General features: G+C 66.2%; 18 protein-coding genes and 1 pseudogene. 8 read left to right on the top strand and 11 right to left on the bottom strand.

Annotation, left to right across the window (positions count from 1 at the left end; genetic code table 11):
• Positions 1-31 precede the first annotated feature (31 nt).
• The 3 genes from O1Q03_RS18130 to O1Q03_RS18120 form a co-directional block, all read right to left on the bottom strand.
• On the bottom strand, positions 32-271 hold the full coding sequence (locus O1Q03_RS18130) for a helix-turn-helix domain-containing protein (protein WP_269505167.1): 240 nt from the start codon (positions 269-271) through the stop codon (positions 32-34).
• An 8-nt stretch (positions 272-279) separates the two neighbouring features.
• Positions 280-843: a DUF2975 domain-containing protein gene (locus O1Q03_RS18125; RefSeq protein WP_269505166.1), complete on the bottom strand. Its 564-nt coding sequence runs from the start codon at positions 841-843 to the stop codon at positions 280-282.
• A 155-nt stretch (positions 844-998) separates the two neighbouring features.
• Positions 999-2,396 carry a sigma-54 interaction domain-containing protein gene (locus O1Q03_RS18120; protein WP_269505165.1) on the bottom strand — a complete coding sequence of 466 codons (1,398 nt, stop codon included), beginning with the start codon at positions 2,394-2,396 and terminating at the stop codon, positions 999-1,001.
• A 249-nt stretch (positions 2,397-2,645) separates the two neighbouring features.
• On the opposite strand from O1Q03_RS18120, the gene O1Q03_RS18115 reads away from it, so the two are divergent.
• The 3 genes from O1Q03_RS18115 to O1Q03_RS18105 are packed head-to-tail and all read left to right on the top strand — an operon-like array spanning position 2,646 to position 6,052.
• On the top strand, positions 2,646-3,530 hold the full coding sequence (locus O1Q03_RS18115; RefSeq protein WP_269505164.1) for an MBL fold metallo-hydrolase: 885 nt from the start codon (positions 2,646-2,648) through the stop codon (positions 3,528-3,530).
• 28 nt (positions 3,531-3,558) lie between these two features.
• Entirely contained in the window at positions 3,559-5,229 is a 1,671-nt protein-coding gene (locus tag O1Q03_RS18110) for a bifunctional protein tyrosine phosphatase family protein/NAD(P)/FAD-dependent oxidoreductase (protein ID WP_269505162.1), read from the top strand.
• 16 nt (positions 5,230-5,245) lie between these two features.
• Positions 5,246-6,052 (top strand): sulfite exporter TauE/SafE family protein, encoded by an 807-nt coding sequence (locus O1Q03_RS18105; protein WP_269505161.1) that lies wholly within the window; start codon positions 5,246-5,248, stop codon positions 6,050-6,052.
• 95 nt (positions 6,053-6,147) lie between these two features.
• On the opposite strand, the gene O1Q03_RS18100 is transcribed toward O1Q03_RS18105, so the two are convergent.
• The 4 genes from O1Q03_RS18100 to O1Q03_RS18085 form a co-directional block, all read right to left on the bottom strand.
• Positions 6,148-6,969, bottom strand: a complete 822-nt coding sequence (locus tag O1Q03_RS18100) for an ABC transporter permease subunit (RefSeq protein WP_269505160.1) — start codon at positions 6,967-6,969, stop codon at positions 6,148-6,150.
• Positions 6,966-7,895 (bottom strand): ABC transporter permease subunit, encoded by a 930-nt coding sequence (locus tag O1Q03_RS18095; protein WP_269505159.1) that lies wholly within the window; start codon positions 7,893-7,895, stop codon positions 6,966-6,968. Before O1Q03_RS18095 ends, O1Q03_RS18100 begins: the two co-directional genes overlap by 4 nt.
• Positions 7,892-9,052, bottom strand: coding sequence for an ABC transporter ATP-binding protein (locus O1Q03_RS18090; RefSeq protein ID WP_269505158.1), 1,161 nt, complete (start codon positions 9,050-9,052; stop codon positions 7,892-7,894). Before O1Q03_RS18090 ends, O1Q03_RS18095 begins: the two co-directional genes overlap by 4 nt.
• 85 nt (positions 9,053-9,137) lie before the next feature.
• Entirely contained in the window at positions 9,138-10,232 is a 1,095-nt protein-coding gene (locus tag O1Q03_RS18085) for a polyamine ABC transporter substrate-binding protein (protein ID WP_269505156.1), read from the bottom strand.
• Between the two features lie 444 nt (positions 10,233-10,676).
• Here O1Q03_RS18085 and O1Q03_RS18080 point away from each other — a divergent pair, with 444 nt between their 5' ends.
• A complete protein-coding gene (locus O1Q03_RS18080) occupies positions 10,677-10,880 on the top strand; it encodes a DUF1289 domain-containing protein (RefSeq protein ID WP_269505155.1) in 204 nt (67 codons plus the stop codon).
• 75 nt (positions 10,881-10,955) lie between these two features.
• On the opposite strand, the gene O1Q03_RS18075 is transcribed toward O1Q03_RS18080, so the two are convergent.
• From O1Q03_RS18075 to O1Q03_RS18065, 3 genes are all read right to left on the bottom strand, one after another.
• Entirely contained in the window at positions 10,956-11,600 is a 645-nt protein-coding gene (locus tag O1Q03_RS18075; RefSeq protein ID WP_269505153.1) for an OmpW/AlkL family protein, read from the bottom strand.
• A 65-nt stretch (positions 11,601-11,665) separates the two neighbouring features.
• Entirely contained in the window at positions 11,666-12,856 is a 1,191-nt protein-coding gene (locus tag O1Q03_RS18070) for an NAD(P)H-dependent flavin oxidoreductase (RefSeq protein ID WP_269505151.1), read from the bottom strand.
• A 129-nt stretch (positions 12,857-12,985) separates the two neighbouring features.
• The gene (locus tag O1Q03_RS18065; protein ID WP_269505149.1) at positions 12,986-14,422 is read right to left on the bottom strand and encodes an aldehyde dehydrogenase family protein; all 1,437 of its coding nucleotides are present in this window, start codon (positions 14,420-14,422) and stop codon (positions 12,986-12,988) included.
• 256 nt (positions 14,423-14,678) lie between these two features.
• Here O1Q03_RS18065 and O1Q03_RS18060 point away from each other — a divergent pair, with 256 nt between their 5' ends.
• Entirely contained in the window at positions 14,679-15,044 is a 366-nt protein-coding gene (locus O1Q03_RS18060) for a hypothetical protein (protein ID WP_269505147.1), read from the top strand.
• A 1,505-nt stretch (positions 15,045-16,549) separates the two neighbouring features.
• Here the strand turns inward: O1Q03_RS18060 and O1Q03_RS18055 are convergent.
• Positions 16,550-18,142 carry an ABC-F family ATPase gene (locus tag O1Q03_RS18055; RefSeq protein ID WP_269505146.1) on the bottom strand — a complete coding sequence of 531 codons (1,593 nt, stop codon included), beginning with the start codon at positions 18,140-18,142 and terminating at the stop codon, positions 16,550-16,552.
• 169 nt (positions 18,143-18,311) lie between these two features.
• Here O1Q03_RS18055 and O1Q03_RS18050 point away from each other — a divergent pair, with 169 nt between their 5' ends.
• The 3 genes and pseudogenes from O1Q03_RS18050 (at position 18,312) to O1Q03_RS18040 (ending at position 18,772) form a co-directional block, all read left to right on the top strand.
• Positions 18,312-18,467 carry a lipocalin-like domain-containing protein gene (locus tag O1Q03_RS18050; RefSeq protein ID WP_269505145.1) on the top strand — a complete coding sequence of 52 codons (156 nt, stop codon included), beginning with the start codon at positions 18,312-18,314 and terminating at the stop codon, positions 18,465-18,467.
• Positions 18,468-18,555: 88 nt separating this feature from the next.
• Positions 18,556-18,609: pseudogene (locus O1Q03_RS18045) on the top strand (hypothetical protein); the annotation flags it as partial.
• Between the two features lie 28 nt (positions 18,610-18,637).
• Positions 18,638-18,772, top strand: coding sequence for a hypothetical protein (locus O1Q03_RS18040; protein WP_269505144.1), 135 nt, complete (start codon positions 18,638-18,640; stop codon positions 18,770-18,772).
• Positions 18,773-18,919: the final 147 nt, after the last annotated feature.

Raw genomic sequence — 18,919 nt, 5'->3', positions numbered from 1 at the left:
GCACCCGCGCATCATGAGGTCGTGACGTCGGTCAGTCCGGCTCGTCATCCGCGCTACCACCACTGCCTTCGTCGCTGAACGCGAGCAGGTCGCCCGGCTGGCAGTCGAGATAGCGGCAGATTGCATCGAGCGTCGCGAAGCGGATGCCCTTCACCTTCCCCTGCTTGAGTAGCGATAAATTCTGTTCGGTGATGCCGACGGCCGCCGCGAGATCCTTCGAACGAACCTTGCGCGTCGCGAGCATCACATCGAGCTTGACTACGATCGTCATCGCTCGCCTCAGACGAACTGGCGATGCTCGGCATCGAGTTCGCTCGCCTGCCGCAGGATGTGCGCGATGACCACGATGCACGCCGCGGTGAACAGCGCGACGACGTACGACAGACCGAAGCCGATGCTGAACATCCGCTGCCCGTCCGGCTCACGCAGCGTCGCCCAGATGCCGAGAAGCGGCTCGCACAGCACGCTCAGCAGCACCCACAAGCCGATCGCACGACCGGTCTTGCCAAGATGGCCGGCCGCTTTCGCGGAAAAATAGTCGCGCTGCGCGTAAGTGCGGAACAGCAGCCGCAAATGACGCAGGCCATGCGCGAGCGCGACCAGCGGCACGCTCGACAGCAGGAAGCCGACGGCCTTCTGCCACCACGGGAACGCGGAGACGTCCACGCCCAGGCCCGCGACAACCGGATCCGCGACGCCGAACGCGAAACCGGGCCCCGCATCGGCCGTGCTCAAGGACGGAAACGCCCAGTATGCGGCATTCAGCACCATCATGCCGACGATGAACGACAACGTGACGGCAGCCATCCGCTGGCTGATGCGGGCAATGCGATCGGACTCCATGCAAGCTCCTCGACGAGTAGTGAACATGCGTCGATTGTACGCGCGAAAATCATCGTAAAACGATAATTTATTATCGCGTTACGAATATTTCTTGCCGCCAGACAGGCTCACCTCGCTTCAGCCCCGCGCTCCGCGTCACGCGTCACACCTGCCGCTCACCGCTCGCGCATCCCGAGCCCGAGCGCCTTCATCCGCCGATACAGCGTCCGCTCGCTCAGCCCGACGTGCTCGGCCAGCGCCTTGCGCGTGCCTTCGAACGTGCCGGCAATGCGCACGAGCTCCGCATCGGACACGCCGCGCGAATCCGCCGCGCGCGCGTGCGGCGCCGCCGATGCCGCGACCAGCTCGGCCGGCAGATGCTCGACGCGGATCGTCCCGTCGTCCGCGAACAGGCACGCGCGTTCGAGCACGTTGCGTAGCTCGCGGATGTTGCCGGGCCACGCATACGCGTCGAGGCATGCACGCGCACGCTCGGACAGCACGAATGGCCGGGCCACGAATGGCCGCGCACTCGCTTCGCCCGCGCCGGCGCGCGCATTCGCGATCCGCCGCAGGATCGACTCGGCGAGCAGCGCCACGTCGCCGCGCCGTTCGCGCAGCGCGGGCAGCGGAATCGGAAACGCGTTGATCCGGTAGTACAGATCTTGTCGGAACCGGCCGTCGTCGATCATCTCGCGCAGCGGCTTGTGCGTGGCCGCGACGAGCCGGAAATCCGCGCGCAGCGCCTCGACGCCGCCCACGCGCCGGAACGTCCCCGACTCGATCAGCCGCAGCAGCTTCACCTGCATAGGCAGCGGCACGTCGCCGATCTCGTCGAGAAACAGCGTGCCGCCCTGCGCGGTCTCGACGAGGCCCGGCTTGCGCTGGTTCGCGCCAGTGAACGCGCCCTTCTCGTAGCCGAACAGTTCGCTCTCGAACAGCGTCTCGGCGATCCCCGAGCAATCGACGACCACGAACGGCCCCAGCGCACGATCGCTCGCCTCGTGCAGCGCGCGGGCGAACAGTTCCTTGCCCGTGCCCGACTCGCCGAGCAGCAGCACGGGCAGCGTCGACGGCGCAACCCGCTGCAACGCGCCGAGTGCTGCATTGAACGCGTCGGCGCCGCCGACGAGCCCTTCCGCGCTCGGCTGCGCCGACGCGCTGCGCACCGTCGTCAGCCGCTCGACGTACGCGATCACGGCGCCGTTCGCATCGAAGATGGGCCGCAGCTCGACGTCGACGTGCTCGGGGCCGCGCGGCGTATGGTGGATGTGCAGCACGCGGTTCAGGCTGCGCGATTCGAGCGCCTGCTTCATCGGACAATGCTCGCCGGCCTGATCGCACGGCACGTCGTAGTGATGCGAGACCTGGAAGCAGTGCCGGCCCACGTGTTCGACGCCCGCCACGCCGAACTGGCGGCGGTACGCATCGTTCGCCGCGAGGATGCGGTAATCGGGATCGACGACGATCATCGGCTGCGGGTCGTGCTCGAGATACGCGACGAGCGCGCGCACGTCGGGCATCACATCGCGCGGCGGCGCGGGAACGATCGGAATGGTGTCGTGCGGATTCATGCGGAGGCTCAGAGGCGGATGGCCGGACGGACTGCCAGGCCGACTGCCAATTCTGCCACGACACTGCCAGTCGTGGCAGTCCGCTCGGGCGGCAGCGCGTCGGCCGCCGTTGCGGAGCATCATGATCGCGCCGAAAAGGCGAGCCAAATCAAGCACCTGTCACATCGTCATGCGCCGCGATGCCGATTGGCACGCTTCTTGAACATGAGATGCCCGATTGCAGATGCAGAACCGATCGAGGACATTCCCGTGAGCCCTACTCCCACGCTGTCGGTCGAAGGCTTTTTCGACCCGGCAACCCACACCGTCAGTTATCTGCTGCTCGATACGGCGACGCGCGCGTGCGCGCTGATCGACAGCGTGCTCGACTACGATCCGAAATCCGGCCGCACGCACACGGCGAGCGCCGACCGGCTGATCGCGCGCGTCGCCGAACTCGGCGCGACCGTGCACTGGCTGCTGGAGACGCACGTGCATGCCGACCATCTGTCGGCCGCGCCGTACCTGAAGGCGCAGGTCGGCGGCCGGATCGCGATCGGCTCGCACGTGCGCCGCGTGCAGCACGTGTTCGGCACGCTGTTCAACGCCGGCCCCGGCTTCGCGCAGGACGGCAGCCAGTTCGACCGGCTCGTCGACGACGGCGACACGCTCGCGCTCGGCGCGCTGACGATCCGCGCGCTGCACACGCCGGGCCATACGCCCGCGTGCCTGACCTACTGCGTCGACGACGCGACGCAGCGGGCCGCCTTCGTCGGCGACACGCTGTTCATGCCCGACTACGGCACGGCCCGCTGCGACTTCCCCGGCGGCGACGCTCGCACGCTGTACCGCTCGATCGCACGCGTGCTCGCGCTGCCGCCCGACACGCGCCTGTATCTGTGCCACGACTACCAGCCGGGCGGCCGCGACGTGCAGTTCGTGACGACCGTCGCCGAGCAGCGCCGCGCGAACGTGCACGTGAGGGACGGCGTGACCGAGGACGATTTCGTCGCGATGCGCACCACGCGCGACGCGACGCTCGACATGCCGGTGCTGATGCTGCCGTCGGTACAGGTCAACATGCGCGCCGGCCACCTGCCCGAACCCGAGAACAACGGCGTGCGCTACCTGAAGATCCCGCTCGACGCAATCTGAGCGCCTGCACCCCACCGAGAACCGCGACATGACGACCATTCGCAAGCTGACCGACACGCTGTCGGTCTCGCCGCAGATCGCGGCGGCCGACCTGCCCGCGCTTCACGCGGCGGGTATCCGCGCGATCATCTGCAACCGGCCCGACGGCGAAGGCGCCGACCAGCCGACCGTCACCGAGATCCGCGCGGCCGCCGCGCCGCTCGGCATCGACGTGCGTTACCTGCCGGTCGATACCGGCAAGGTGACCGACGACCAGGCCGCGCAGTTCGGCGCGCTCGTCGCGTCGCTCGACGGGCCCGTGCTCGCGTACTGCCGCAGCGGCACGCGGTCGGCCACGCTGTGGGCGCTGTCGCAGGCGGGGCTGCACCCGCTTGACGACCTCATCGCCACCGCCGGCGCGGCCGGCTACGATCTGAGCGCGCTCGCCTCGCGTATCGCGCAGGGCGGCCGCCAGAGCGCGCCGGCCGTGGACGCGCGACACGACATCGTGATCGTCGGCGCGGGCGCGGCCGGCATCGCGGTCGCGTCGAGCCTGCTCGCGCGCGACGCGTCGCTCGACATCGCGGTGATCGATCCCGCCGACGTTCACTACTACCAGCCCGGCTGGACGATGGTCGGCGCGGGCGTGTTCCGTCCCGAGACGACCGCGCGCAGGATGACCGACGTACTGCCGCGCGGCGTGCAGCGGATCCAGTCCGCAGTCGCGGGCTTCGAGCCCGACGCGCACGTGGTCGTGCTCGACGGCTGCCGGCGGATCGGCTACCGCAGGCTCGTCGTGTGTCCGGGGCTCAAGCTCGACTGGCATGCGATCGACGGCCTCGCCGACACGCTCGGCCGCAACGGCGTGACGTCGAACTACCGCTACGACCTCGCGCCGTACACGTGGGAACTGGTGCAGGCGTTCCGCGGCGGCAATGCGCTATTCACGCAGCCGCCGATGCCGATCAAGTGCGCCGGCGCGCCGCAGAAGGCGATGTACCTGTCGTGCGATCACTGGCGGCGCAGCGGCCGCCTCGGCGCCGCGAACGTCGAATTCCTGAACGCAGGCGGCGCGCTGTTCGGGGTCGCCGACTACGTGCCCGCGCTGATCGAGTACGTGAAAAGCTACGACATCGCGCTGTCGTTCGGCCACAACCTCGTCGCGATCGACGGGCCCGCGCGGCGCGCGACGTTCGCGCGCACGCTGCCCGGCGGCGGCACCGAAACCGTCGAGCGCGCGTTCGACATGATCCACGTCGTGCCGCCGCAGAAGGCGCCCGACTTCGTGCGCGCGAGCCCGCTCGCCGGCGCAGCCGGCTGGATCGACGTCGATCCGGCGAAGCTGCGCCACAAGCGGTTCGACGACGTATTCGCGCTCGGCGACGTCACCAATACGACCAACGCGAAAACCGCCGCGGCCGCCCGCAAGCAGGCGCCCGTCGTCGCGCACAACGTGCTCGCGTCGCTCGGTCGCGTGCAAGGGCACGCCACGTACGACGGCTACGGCTCGTGCCCGCTCACCGTCGAACGCGGCAAGATCGTGCTCGCGGAATTCCTGTACGGCGGCAAGGTCGCGCCGACCTTCCCTGCGTGGCTGATCGACGGCACGCGCCCGTCGCGGCTCGCGTGGCTGCTCAAGGCGCGCGTGCTGCCGCCGATCTACTGGAAGGCGATGCTCAAGGGCCGCGAGTGGCTCGCGAAACCTGCGATCGCACGTTGACCCACCGGATGACGCCATGCTGATTTCCCTCGTACTGGGCGGCTTCGTCGGCGCCGTGCTCGGCCTCACCGGCGCGGGCGGCGGCATTCTCGCGGTGCCCGCGCTCGTCGCCGGGATGGGCTGGCCGATGCAGCAGGCCACGCCCGTCGCGCTCGTCGCGGTGGCGGGCAGCGCCGCGCTCGGTGCGCTCGAAGGCTTTCGCCGCGGGCTGGTGCGCTATCGCGCGGCGCTGCTGATGGCCGTGGCCGGCATGCCGCTCACGACACTCGGCGTGAAGCTCGCGCACGTACTGCCGCAACACGTGCTGCTGGCGTTGTTCGCGCTGACGATGCTGGTCGTCGCCGGCCGCCTGCTGCGGCAGGCGCTGCGCAACGCGCCCGGCGACGCGGACGAATCGCGGCTGTGCGTGGGCCGCGTGAATCCCGATACGGGCCGGCTCGTGTGGTCGTGGCCGGTCGGGCTCGCGCTCGCGTCGACCGGCGCGGTGACGGGCCTGATGACGGGGCTGCTCGGTGTCGGCGGCGGGTTCGTGATCGTGCCGATGCTGCGCAAGTTCACGAACGTGTCGATGCACGGCGTGGTCGCGACGTCGCTGATGGTGATCGCGCTGGTCGGCACCGGCGGCGTGCTGGCGACGCTGGTGTCGGGCACGCGCGCGCCGCTCGACATGATGCTGTGGTTCACGGTCGCGACGGCCATCGGCATGGCGGCCGGCCGCGGCGCGTCGCGGCACCTGTCCGCACGCCACGTGCAGGCCGGTTTCGCGGCCGTGCTCGTGTGCGTGGCGCTCGGGCTGCTGGCCAAGGCAGCTTTCGGCGCATAAGCGGCCCGCACACGTCGCAAAAAAACGCCCGGCCCGACTGATCGTCGGCACCGGGCGTTTTTCGTTGCGTCGGCAACCTGTCCGTCAGGTCGCGATCACGTCGCGAACGCGGCCGTCCGCTTGCGTTCCTGGCGCAGCATCACGAAGTTCGCGATCACGACGCCGGCCGTCACCGCGATGATGAACAGCGTCGCGAGCGCGTTCATCTCCGGATTCAGGCCGAGGCGCACGCGCGAGAACACGACGAGCGGCAGCGTCGTCGAGCCGGGGCCCGACAGGAACGCCGACAGCACGAGGTCGTCGATCGACAGCGTAAACGACAGCAGCCAGCCAGCGATCAGCGCCTGCGAGATCAGCGGCAGCGTGATCGTGAAGAACACCTTCAGCGGCGTCGCGCCGAGATCGAGCGCGGCTTCTTCCAGCGACGGGTTCAGCTCGCGCACGCGCGACTGCACGATGATCGCGACGTACGAGATGCACAGCATCACGTGGCCGAGCCAGATCGTGAACACGCCGCGCTCGGCCGGCCAGCCGATCCACTTCGCGAGTTCGATGAACAGCAGCAGCAGCGAGATCCCCTGGATCACCTCGGGAATCACGAGCGGCGCGTTGATCATCCCGCTGAACAGCGCGAAGCCGCGAAAGCGGCCCATGCGCGCGAGCACGAAGCCGGCCCATGTGCCGATGAACACCGACGCGAACGCGGTCAGCACGCCGATCTTCAGCGACAGCCATGCGGCCGTCAGCAGCTCGTCGTCCTCCACGAGCGCCGTGTACCAGCGGAACGAAAAGCCCGACCACACGGTGACGAGCTTCGACTCGTTGAACGAATAGACGATCAGGCTGACGATCGGGATGTACAGGAACGCGAAGCCGGCGAACAGCACCGCGAACTGCAGGTAACGATTCGGCTTCATCGGCGGCGGCCCTCCTGCTCCTTCGCCTGGAAGTGCTGGAACATCGCCATCGGCACGAGCAGCAGCAGCACCATCGCGCAGGTCACGGCCGACGCCATCGGCCAGTCCGCGTTGTTGAAGAATTCATTCCACATCACGCGGCCGATCATCAGCGTGTTCGCGCCGCCGAGCAGCTCCGGAATCACGTACTCGCCGACCGCCGGGATGAACACCAGCAGGCAGCCCGCGATGATCCCGTTCTTCGACAGCGGCAGCGTGATCTGCACGAACGCCTTCCACGGCTTCGCGCCGAGGTCGTACGCGGCTTCGAGCAGGCGCAGGTCCATCTTCACGAGGTGCGCGTACAGCGGCATCACGAGGAACGGCAGGTACGAATAGACCATCCCGATGTACACCGCGTAGTTCGTGCGGTACAGCTCGATCGGCGTATGCGTGAGCCCGATCCACATCAGGAAGTTGTTCAGGAGCCCGTTGTTCTTCAGGATCCCGATCCACGCGTACACGCGAATCAGGAACGACGTCCAGAACGGCAGCATCACGCCCATCATCAGCAGATTGCGGGTTGCCGGATTCGAGCGCGCGATGTAGTACGCCATCGGATAGCCGATCAGCAGACACAGCAGCGTCGTGATCGCGGCCACCGCCACCGAGTTCACGTAGGTCGCGAAATACAGGCTGTCGGTGAACAGGAACGCGTAGTGCGACAGGTTCAGCGCGATGTGCACCACGCCTTCCGTATACGACGCGAGTTCCGTGTACGGCGGAATGCCGAGCTGCAGCTCCGCGAAGCTGATCTTCACGACCAGCACGAACGGCACCAGGAAGAACAGCACGAGCCACGTGTACGGCCCCGCGACGACCGCCGAGCCGCCCGTCAGGTTGAAGCGCCGCACGGGCCACGTGAACAGGGACTTGAGCGTGCTCATGACGTCAGCACCACGCCTGCCGTCGCGCTCCAGCGCACGTAGATCTCGTCGCCGAGCGACGGCGTCTCGAGCTCGCTGATCGCGAGGCTCGACACGTTCGCGATCACCGTCTTGCCCGCGTCGAGCCGCACGTGATACAGCGAATAGCCGCCCATGTACGCGACGTTGCTGATCTTGCCGTGCGCCCAGTTGAACGCGCCTTCCGGCGGCTTGCGCGTGAGCGCGATCCGCTCGGGGCGCACGGACACCGTGACCGGCATCCCCAGCGGGCCCGTGATCCCGTGGCTCACGTAGAGCCGGCTCGGCAGCTCCGGCGCTTCGATGTACACGTGATCGGGCTCGTCCTCGACGGTGACGCCGTCGAACAGGTTGGTCGAGCCGATGAACTCGGCCGAGAAGCGGCTGTTCGGATATTCGTAGACGTCGTTCGGCGAGCCGATCTGCACGATCTGCCCTTCGCTCATCACCGCGAGCCGATTCGCCATCGTCATCGCTTCTTCCTGGTCGTGCGTGACCATGATGCAGGTGACGCCGACCTTCTTCAGGATGTTGACGAGCTCGATCTGCGTGCGCTGGCGGATCTGCTTGTCGAGCGCGGACATCGGCTCGTCGAGCAGCAGCACCTTCGGACGCTTCACGAGCGAACGCGCGAGCGCGACGCGCTGCTGCTGGCCGCCCGACAGCTGATGCGGCTTGCGCTTCGCGTACTTGCCCATCTGCACGAGGTCGAGCGCCGCGGCGACGCGCTCCTTCAGTTCGGCCTTCGGCGTGCCTTCCTGCTTCAGGCCGAACGCGACGTTCGATTCGACCGACATGTGCGGAAACAGCGCATACGACTGGAACATCATGTTCACGGGCCGCTTGTACGGCGGCATCTGCGCGAGGTCCTCGCCGTCGATCAGGATCTTGCCCGACGTGACCGTCTCGAGGCCCGCGAGCATCCGCAGCAGCGTCGACTTGCCGGAACCCGAACTGCCGAGCAGCGCGAACAGCTCGCCCTGGCGGACCGAGAGGTTCACGTTGCGCACCACCTCGGTCTCGCCGAATTTCTTGACGACGTCGACGATCTGAACAAAGTTCTCGGCGCGTGAATCCGCGCCGGATGATGGAACGAAGGACGGCGCGCCGGCGACCGGCGCACCCGACTGGCTATTCATGATCTGCTGCTTCTCTCCTGCGTTTGACGAAAAAGCCCCCGGGGGCACCAGGGGCTTCATGACTGCCGGCTCACTTCGGCGCGCGTCAGCGGCCCGATTTCAGCTCGGTCCACAGACGCGTCTGCAGACGCTGGATTTCCGCCGGCAGCGGCTTGAGCAGGAACAGCGTCTTCACGACGTCGGCCGGCGGGTAGACCGCCGGGTCGTTCGCGACGTCCGGACGCACGTACTTGCGAGCCTCGGCGTTCGCGCTCGGGTAGTACACCGCGTTCGTGATCGCCGCGTGCACCTTCGGATCCTCGATGTAGTTGATCCACTGCAGCGCGGCATCCTTGTTCTTCGCGTCCTTCGGGATCGCCATCACGTCGAACCACACCGGCGCGCCGCCCTTCGGAATGTAGTACTCGATCTTGTACGGCTTCTTCGCTTCGATCGCGCGATGCTTCGCGATCACGACGTCGCCCGACCAGCCGAACGCGAAGCAGATGTCGCCGCCGACCAGGTCGTTGATGTAGCCCGACGAGTTGAATTGCGTGATGTACGGGCGGATCTTCTTCAGCACGTCCATCGCGGCCTTGTAGTCGGCCGGGTTCGTGCTCATCGGATCCTTGCCGATGTAGTGCAGCGCCGCCGCGAACATCTGGTCGGGCGCGTCGAGCACCGACACGCCGCAGGTCTTCAGCTTCGCGAGGTTTTCGGGCTTGAACAGGATGTCCCAGTTGTCGAGCGGCACCTTGCCGAGCGCCTGTTGCGCCTTTGTCAGGTTGTACGCGAGGCCGGTCGTGCCGTATGCCCAGGGCACCGAGAACTTGTTGCCCGGGTCGGCGCCTGCGACGAGCGCCATCAGTTGCGGATCGAGGTACTTGAGGTTCGGCAGCTTCGACTTGTCGAGCGGCGTGAAGATGCCGGCGGCGATCTGCTTGCCCGCATAGTTGCTGGTCGGCACGACGATGTCGTAGCCCGAGCTGCCCGTCAGCAGCTTCGCCTGCAGCGTGTCGTCGCTGTCGTAGTTGTCGTAGCGAACCTTGACGCCCGCCTGCTTCTCGAAGTTCGGGATCGTGTCCTTCGCAATGTAGTCCGACCAGTTATAGACATTGAGCTGCGTATCCTTCGCCGCCGCCGCCGATGCACCCACGCACAGCGCGAGCGCTGCGAACCGGCCCACTACCTTTGCTTTCATCCCGTTCTCCCTTCGGCCGGACGCGTTGCCCGGCTGCCGTCTGCCTCGTCATGGCGGCGCATTCTGGTGCTCCGCCCCTCGAAAACCCCGAAAACTACCATCATTCACGCGCCGTCACAAAAAAATCATGCCGGTGTCGCGCAAACGGAACAGATTCCGGCGGCGAGCCGCTTCGGGCGGGCCGCACGGCCTAGTGTTCCCGGGGGATTCTATCGGGTAATCGGCCGCTGTCCATCAGGAAAAGAAAGCGCCGGCGAAACCGCATCCGCACGCCGCACCGCAAGCGCGCGCGACGGCCCCGCACACCCGCGTTGCGCGGGCGAATTCGCCGCGCGTGCTACGGCCCTGGCCGGCACCGCGGCCCGGCCGTTGCCCGCGGCGCCGGCCGATCGGTGCCGATGCATTAAAATGACGCCCTGACGATTCATGGCACGCACCCTTCCGATGACCTCCAATCTCCACGACCTGCCCGACAGCCCCTGCATCGGCGTCTGCTCGACCCTCTTCGACGAAGTCTGCAAGGGCTGCGGCCGCACCGCCGCCGAAGTATCGAACTGGGTATTCCTGAGCGACGACGAGAAACGCGCGGTGTGGGAGCGCATCAAGCACGAAGGCACCGCGATGCGCTTTCAGTACGACAAGCTGTAAAACCGGCGCACAAAAAAAGAGCGGCATGCCGACCGCCATGCCGCCAACCCCAACTCGGTTCCTTTTCGCGCGCGTCTAGAACTTCATCCCGACGCCCACGCCCACGATCAGCGGATCGATGTGCAGCGTGCCGATGCCCTTGTCGCCCAGCGTCGCATCGGTGCTCATCCAGATCTTCTTCACGTCGACGTTCATGAATACCTTCTTCGTCAGCTGCACGTCGACGCCGAACTGCAGCGCCGGACCGAAGCTGCTCTTGTTGATCGACACGCCTTCGCCGCCGACGTTGAGCCCGTTGTTGTAGAAGTACGTGTAGTTCAACCCGGCGCCGACGTACGGACGCACCTTGCCCGCATGGTTGAAGTGGTACTGCAGCAAGAGCGTCGGCGGCAGCACGCCCACGCCGCCGAGATTGCCGAGGCTCGACGTCATCTGATGCCGCGACGTGCCGAGGATCAGCTCCACGCCGAGGTAGTCGCGAATCATGTAGGTGAAGTCGAGCTCCGGCACGATCGCGTTGTTCACGCCGGTGTCGATCGCGCCGAGCGTGTCGCTCGCGCGCTCGTTCGGCTGGATGCTGATCGCGCGCAGCCGGACCAGCACGTCACCCTGGTTGATGCCGTCGCCCGGCGACGCCGCCTGCGACAGCGACGGCATCGAGACGAGGGCTGCCGCAACGGCAGCAGCAACGGTGACGCGGATTCGAATTGTTTTGTGCATGGTACGGACCCCCAAAGAATGGATTCCATTCTCTCAGTAGGGTCATTTCGCCATCTTGATATCCGTCAAGCCAGCGTAAACATGGGGCGGTTTGTCACAGGGTCGCAAGCACGGCCGGTCAGCAACAGGTCCAGCAAGTCGCGCACGCTGCGGATCGCGTTGCCGAACGGCAGCGCTTCGCGGCCACGGAAGAACAGGCCGTTCGCGACGTCGCCGCGCAATGCGGCCGCCAGCCGCGTGTCGATGCAGAAGTGACCGAATTTCTCGATGCCGTCGCGCAGCCCGCATACGCTCAGGCATTCGAGCGCGGTCGGGCAGCGCTGCCGGAACGCGCCGAGCTTGTTGCGAATGCGCGTCTCGTTGCGCAGGTAGCGATCGAGCCACGGCGTCTTCACCGCGCGGGCGGGCAGCCCCGTCACGCTGACGAACTCGACGATGTCGTCGGCGCATGCGTCGGCCAGCACGCGCTTGAAGTTCGGATGCGCATCGCCTTCTTCGGTCACGGCGAACGGCGTTCCGACCTGCACGCCGTTCGCGCCGGCCTCGAGCGCCGCGCGCACCGCGTCGTGACTGTTGATCCCGCCCGCAACGATCAGCGGGATCGTGTCGCGTGCGAGGCCGAGCGACGCCATGACGTTTGCGGTCTCGTCGAGCACGCGTACGAAATCGAAGCGCGCGTCGTGCATGTCGTCGATCTGCGTGACGCCGAGATGACCGCCCGCATGCGCCGGATGCTCGATCACGATCGCATCGGGCAGGCGCCCCTTCTTCATCCATTTCTTCAGCACCAGCGCGATCCCGCGGCTGTCCGACAGGATCGGGATCAGCGCGATGTCATGGCCGTGCGTGAGGTCCGGCAGGTCCAGCGGCAAGCCGGCGCCCATCACGATCGCGTCGGCGCCCGCTTCGCACGCGACGCCCACGTAGTCCGCATGCGCGCTCACCGCCTTCATCACGTTGACGGCAATCATTCCGCGCCCGTCGGCGTAGGTCTTCGCGAGGCCAATCTCGCGCGCGAGTGCGTCGAGATTCGCGGCCTCCAGCGTCGCGCGGTCGGGATTCGCGCGGCAGCGCGCGAGTAGGTCCGCATGGTGATGACGCAGGTCGATGCTCGCGATCGTGCCGAGCGCGCCTTCGCGCGCGACGCTGCCCGCGAGACGGTGCGCGGAGATGCCGACGCCCATACCGCCCTGCACGACGGGCAGCAAGGTGCGGCCGCGAATCGTCAGCGGCGGGAAGGAAGTGGGTGCGGTCATCGGGAGCCTCGTCGAAACATCGGAAATCGGAACCGCGATGATCGACGATCCACCGGCGCGCACCTTGACGGCCGTCAATAAAAAAACGACACGCGAGCGTGCCGTTTCGGGTCGTGCGGGGGTGAACGCTCAGCCCTGAGGCGTTGGCTTGAGCTGCATCGACTTGTACTCGAGATACTCTTCGAGCCCGTACACGCCGTTCTCGCGGCCATGCCCCGACTGCTTGAAACCGCCGAACGGCGCGGCGCTGTTCCACGTGCCGCCGTTGATGTCGACCTGGCCCGTGCGGATGCGGCGCGCCACGCGCATCGCGCGTTCGTCGCTGCCGGCCCACACCGCGCCGCCGAGCCCGTACGGCGAATCGTTCGCGATCCGCACGGCTTCGTCTTCGTCGCGATACGTGATGATCGACAGCACCGGCCCGAAAATCTCCTCCTGTGCGATCGCCGATTTCGGATCGACGCGGCCGAATACGGTCGGCTTCACGAAGAAGCCTTTCGCGAGCCCTTCGGGCAAGCCCGTGCCGCCCGTCACGAGTTCCGCGCCGTCGTCGATCCCGCTCTGGATGTACGCCTGCACGCGCTGTTGCTGCACGGCCGACGCGAGTGCGCCGAGACGGGTCGTTTCCAGCCGCGGGTCGCCCGCGACGTACGCTTCGGCCGCGGCCTTCGCGATCTCGCGCGCCTCGTCGTAGCGCGCTTCGGGCACCAGCATGCGCGTGTGCGCCGAGCAGGTCTGGCCGGCGTTCAGGTAGCACGCGTTGACCGTGCCCTTCACCGCCGCCGCGAAATCGGCATCGTCGAGGATCACCGACGCCGACTTGCCGCCGAGTTCGAGCGCGACGCGCTTGACGCCCGCGGCCGCCAGCTCGGCCACGCGCTTGCCGGCGCGCGTCGAGCCTGTGAACGACACCATGTCGACGTCCGGATCGGTGGCCAGCACCTCGCCGACGACGGGCCCGTAGCCGCACACGAGGTTGAACACGCCCGGCGGCAAGCCCGCTTCGTGAATCGCCTCGGCGAGCATGAAGGCGTTCAGCGGCGCGACTTCCGACGGCTTCAGGACCACCGTGCAGCCCGCCGCGAGCGCCGGCGCGACCTTCAGCGTGACCTGGTTGAGCGGGTAGTTCCACGGCGTGATCGCCGCGACGACGCCGACCGGCTCGCGCACCACCAGCGAGTTGCCGACCGTCGCCTCGAATTCGAACGATTCCGCGAGCTTCGCGTACGCCTTCCAGTTGTAGATCGGACCGCCGACCTGGATCGCGCGCGACAGCTTGATCGGCATCCCGACTTCGCCGGTGATCGACTGTGCGAGCGCCTCGCTGCGCGCCTGCAGACGCTCGACGATCTTGCGCAGGTAGCCGGCACGCGTCGCGGCCGGCGTGGCGGCCCACGAATCGAAGGCCGCGCGCGCGGCGCGGATCGCGTCCTGCGCATCGGACGCGACGCCCTCCGGAATCCGGCCGATCACGGCCTCGGTGCCCGAGTCGATCACGTCGATCGTGCCGGTGCCGGCCGGCTTGCGCCATGCGCCGTCGATGTAAAACTGATCGTAAATTTTCATCGTTTCCTGTCTCCCGGAAAACGGCCATTCTAGCGAGAGTGGCGCGCCGCGGCGATGACATCGAACGACGCCGCAACGCCCGGCACGCCGGCTGCACCGGCGCCGGCGCGGCGGCCGACTGCCGCCCATTCCCGCCGTTGCGGCATTCGCGCCACGCCGACGCGCGACGTGGCCCGCATCGTGCTATGTTTTTAGTATCGGCGCCGGCTATTGCAGCCCGCGCCACCCGGAATCGATGCCTTTCGTGAGCGCTGCCATGACCGACGCATCCTACAACCTCGGCTCCCAAGACCGCCTCGAGCTGCTGTGCTGGCTCACCTGCGGCAATCTCGGCGCGTTTTATCTCAACGAATCCTGGCCCGACGCGGCGTTCCACGTGCAGGCCGCGCACCGCTGGCTCGACCGCCATCACCGGCAGGCCGACTGGCTCGCCATCGCGAAGCTGGCCGCGCTCGCGCAGGACATCGCGAAGCGCCACGCGGGCTTCGTCGACGCATCATGGGCGCGCGATGCGGTCGAGGAAATCGTCGATACCGACGACCTCGACTACCGCGCGAAACTCGTGCAGTGGGTATACGAAGACTGCTGCAAGGCGCTCGCCGACAAGCGGCTTGCCGACTGACCGCGTGCGCCTGCGCGTGCGCCGGGGCGCGCCGTCACTCGATCGGCAACCGCTGCGTCGACTTCAACTGCGATGGCGACCTCTAAATGTCCAAAATGCGACAGCACTTCCTTTGAAACACAGACCATCTCACCATATGGCTCTAATTTCAAAGTCAACACAGTACAGTGCCGCTCATGCGGCGCGGTAGTGGGCGTGATGGATTACTACAACACGGCAGTGTTGCTTGAGAAAATCGCGAAGAAATCGGGTATTGCCCGCTTCTTTTGAATCAAGAGCGCCTTGCAGGCCGGACGCTCTTTCACCAGCACGGGCCGCACGGCCCGTTTTCATTTCTGCGCCGACGAATCCTGAACCTCGATGCTTGGGAATATGCCTCCACAAGGCCTAGAGCGGCCATCCCGCTGGAGAAGCACGCGCCCACGCGTCAGGAATCGCGCGCGTTATCGGATGCGCATCATGATGGAGTGCCCGCGAGAATCGGGAGGGACACCGGGGGAATTTCGCGGCGGCGACTTTATCAGATACCCTCTGAGATTTTCCCGGCCAACATTTGGGCCCCGTAAGCACCAGTCGAATTAGCAGGAAGGCCGGTGTAGTATCAGACCACTGGCCATGGATTTGCTACGCGCCGGATAACTACTTCCGATACGCTACAGGGGACCACCTTGAAAAAGATCATTCTCGCCGCGCTTCTTGTAAGCGCAGGTGCAGCATACGCGCATACCTCCAGCTACGGTTACCACTCATCCGGTTCGAATCTCTACGGGTCGTCTTCCGGTGAGCATTACGTCAACGGTTACACGCGCTCAAACGGGACCTACGTTCAGGGCCACTACCAGACCAACCCGAACGATACAAAGCTAGACAACTGGTCTACCCAGGGAAACCAAAATCCATACACCGGCCAGTGGGGATCGAAGTCCCCATATTGCCGCCCCCTAATAGGAGCTGCCCACAAGACCCGATATGAAGCTCATATACACGGGACACGTCAGCAGCTCTATACGCCCCCTCATATTCGAAGGCTTAAGAGCACTATGGACATCTTTACGGGCATTGTTATCGTCGCTCTCGTTCCATTCTTGCTGTTATCGTACCTTTTTAGAAACAAGCCGGGGTCAACGTTTGGCCCCAAGTCTGCTCCAGATGCAATGTCGAACTGCGCGGCTGGAATAGCTCTGGCCGGAAACAGGTTTGGTTTCGTACCGACGCCAACGGAAATCGTGTTTACCTCTGCGCTAGGTGCAAGAACAAGTGAGCGTCATTACGTCCTTGCATAACACCGTTAGCTCCCAATCCCGGCCGCCACGATATTCCAGCTACGAAGCAAGAAGGCCCACATCGGCAGTTTGTCGGTGTGGGCCTTTCGCACTTCTGGCGGTCCCGCCTTACGCGCCCTGCCTAGCGCCCCCTGGAGGGCAGCACAGTCGTTGTCCCAACGGGACAATTCCGTGGGACAATCCGGGACACATGAAGGGCGGTCTCGGGACAAACCGGCGGTTTTACTCCTGCCCTTGGCTCGCCAAAAACTCCTCATAATTCCCGCCGAAGTCGAACAGCGTGCCGTCCGTCTTCACTTCGATGATCCGGTTCGCCAATCCGCTCACGAACTCGCGGTCGTGCGACACGAAAATCAGCGTGCCTTCGAACTGCTCGAGCGCGATCTGCAGCGACTCGATCGACTCCATGTCCATGTGGTTGGTCGGCTCGTCCATCAGCAGCACGTTGTGGCGGCCGAGCATCAGCTTGCCCCAGATCATGCGGCCCTTCTCGCCGCCCGACAGCACCTTCACCGACTTCTTGATGTCGTCCGACGAGAACAGCAGGCGGCCCAGCGTGCCGCGCACCATCGTTTCGTCGTCGCCATCCTTGCGGTACTGGTCGATCCAGTCCATCAGCGTGATGTCGTTCGGGAATTCCTCGTACGTATCCTGCGGCATGTAGCCGACATTCGCGTTCTCGGACCACTTCACCGTGCCGTGATCGAGCGGCAGCGCGCCGAGCAGCGAGCGCAGCAGCGTCGTCTTGCCCGCGCCGTTCTCGCCGATGATCGCGATGCGCTCGCCCGGCTGCACCGACAGGTTGAAGTTCTGGAAGATCGTGCGCTCGTACTTCTTGGTGATCTCTTCGGCCACCACCGCGACGTTGTGCAGCTTCTTCTCGAACTCGAAGCGGATGAACGGGTTCTGACGCGACGACGGCTTGAATTCCTCGATCTTGATCTTGTCGATCTGCTTCGCGCGGCTCGTTGCCTGGCGCGCCTTCGACTTGTTCGCCGAGAAGCGACGCACGAAGTCCTGCAGCTCGGCCACGCGCTCCTTCGCACGCGTATTCGCCGCGGCCTGGCGCTCGCGCGCCTGCGCCGATGCGAGCATGTAGTCGTCGTAGTTGCCCGGCCAGACCTTCAGCGTGCCGAAGTCCATGTCGGCCATGTGCGTGCACACCGAGTTCAGGAAGTGACGATCGTGCGAGATGATGATCATCGTCGAGTTGTACTCGTTGAGCGTCTGCTCGAGCCAACGGATCGAGTTGATGTCGAGGTTGTTGGTCGGTTCGTCGAGCAGCAGCACGTCCGGCTTCGAGAACAGCGCCTGTGCGAGCAGCACGCGCAGCTTCCAGCCCGGCGCGACGTCGGCCATCGTACCGTTGTGGAACTTCTCCTCGATGCCGATGCCGAGCAGCAGCGCGCCCGCGCGCGCCTCGGCGTCGTAGCCGCCGTATTCGGCGAACTTGCCTTCGAGCTCGGCCGCGTGCATGTAGTCGTCGTCGGTGGCGTCCGGGTTCGCGTAGATCGCGTCACGCTCGGTCATCGCGGCCCACATTTCGGTGTGGCCCATCATCACGACGTCGAGCACGCGCACGTCTTCGTACGCGAACTGGTCCTGGCGCAGCTTGCCCAGGCGCACGTTCGGCTCCAGCGCGACGTTGCCGCCGCTCGGCTCGAGGTCGCCGCCGAGGATCTTCATGAAGGTCGACTTGCCACAGCCGTTCGCGCCGATCAGACCATAGCGGTTGCCCTCGCCGAATTTGACCGAGATATTCTCGAACAAGGGCTTCGGCCCGAATTGCATCGTGATGTTGGCAGTAGAAAGCACGGCAGGTCCCGTAAGAGAGAAATCGACGGAAAACCGTGTATTTTAGCAGGTGTCGGAGAAACTGCCGACCGCAGCGCTGCGACGGCCCCGGGCACGCCGCCCGCTTCGCGCCGTGCAGCCCCGTCAACACGACGGCACACGCGCCATCGCCGCCATACCGGCCCCCCGCATGCCTGGCCGCCAGCTTCGCGCCCCATTCCTCGGCGCATGGCGCCTCGCGTGCTGCGAAGTCTGCCCGCGCGACGGCAGCACCGTCACCTACCCGCCCGGCCGCGACGTGCGCGGCTGGCTTCTCTATACGTCGGACGGTTACATGTCCGCGTAGCTGATGGCAGCCAGCCGACCTATGCCGACGACGCCCTGCACGGCGGCAGCCGCGACGAACCGAACGCACCGCCGGCGCGCGCGGCTATATCGCGCATTCGGGCCCTTTTACTGTGGACGGCAACGGCACGCTGACCCAGGAAATGGACGTGAGCCTGTTTCCGAACTGGATTGGCAACGTGCAACAGCGGGACGCAGGTCGCGAGCGGGGACGGCGACCGCCTGCAACTCGGCACCGCCGAGCCGGTGTTGATCAACGGCCAGCAGGTCGACGCGGTGCTCGTCTGGGCACGCGCCGGCCGCTGACCCGCGGCGTCCGGACACCGGACACCGGACACCGGGCGCCGGGCGCCGGGCGCCGCGGCGCTGCCAGCCGGCCGGCCACGGCGGCTACCGCTACCGCGCCGGCACCGCAACGAACGCGGCCGCCGCCCGCGCCATGCCGGATCCCGC

Source organism: Burkholderia sp. IMCC1007, from assembly GCF_027257875.1.
Lineage (GTDB): Bacteria > Pseudomonadota > Gammaproteobacteria > Burkholderiales > Burkholderiaceae > Burkholderia.
The sequence above is the reverse complement of the archived record's forward strand: the minus strand, read 5'-3'. Positions and strand labels throughout refer to the sequence as shown.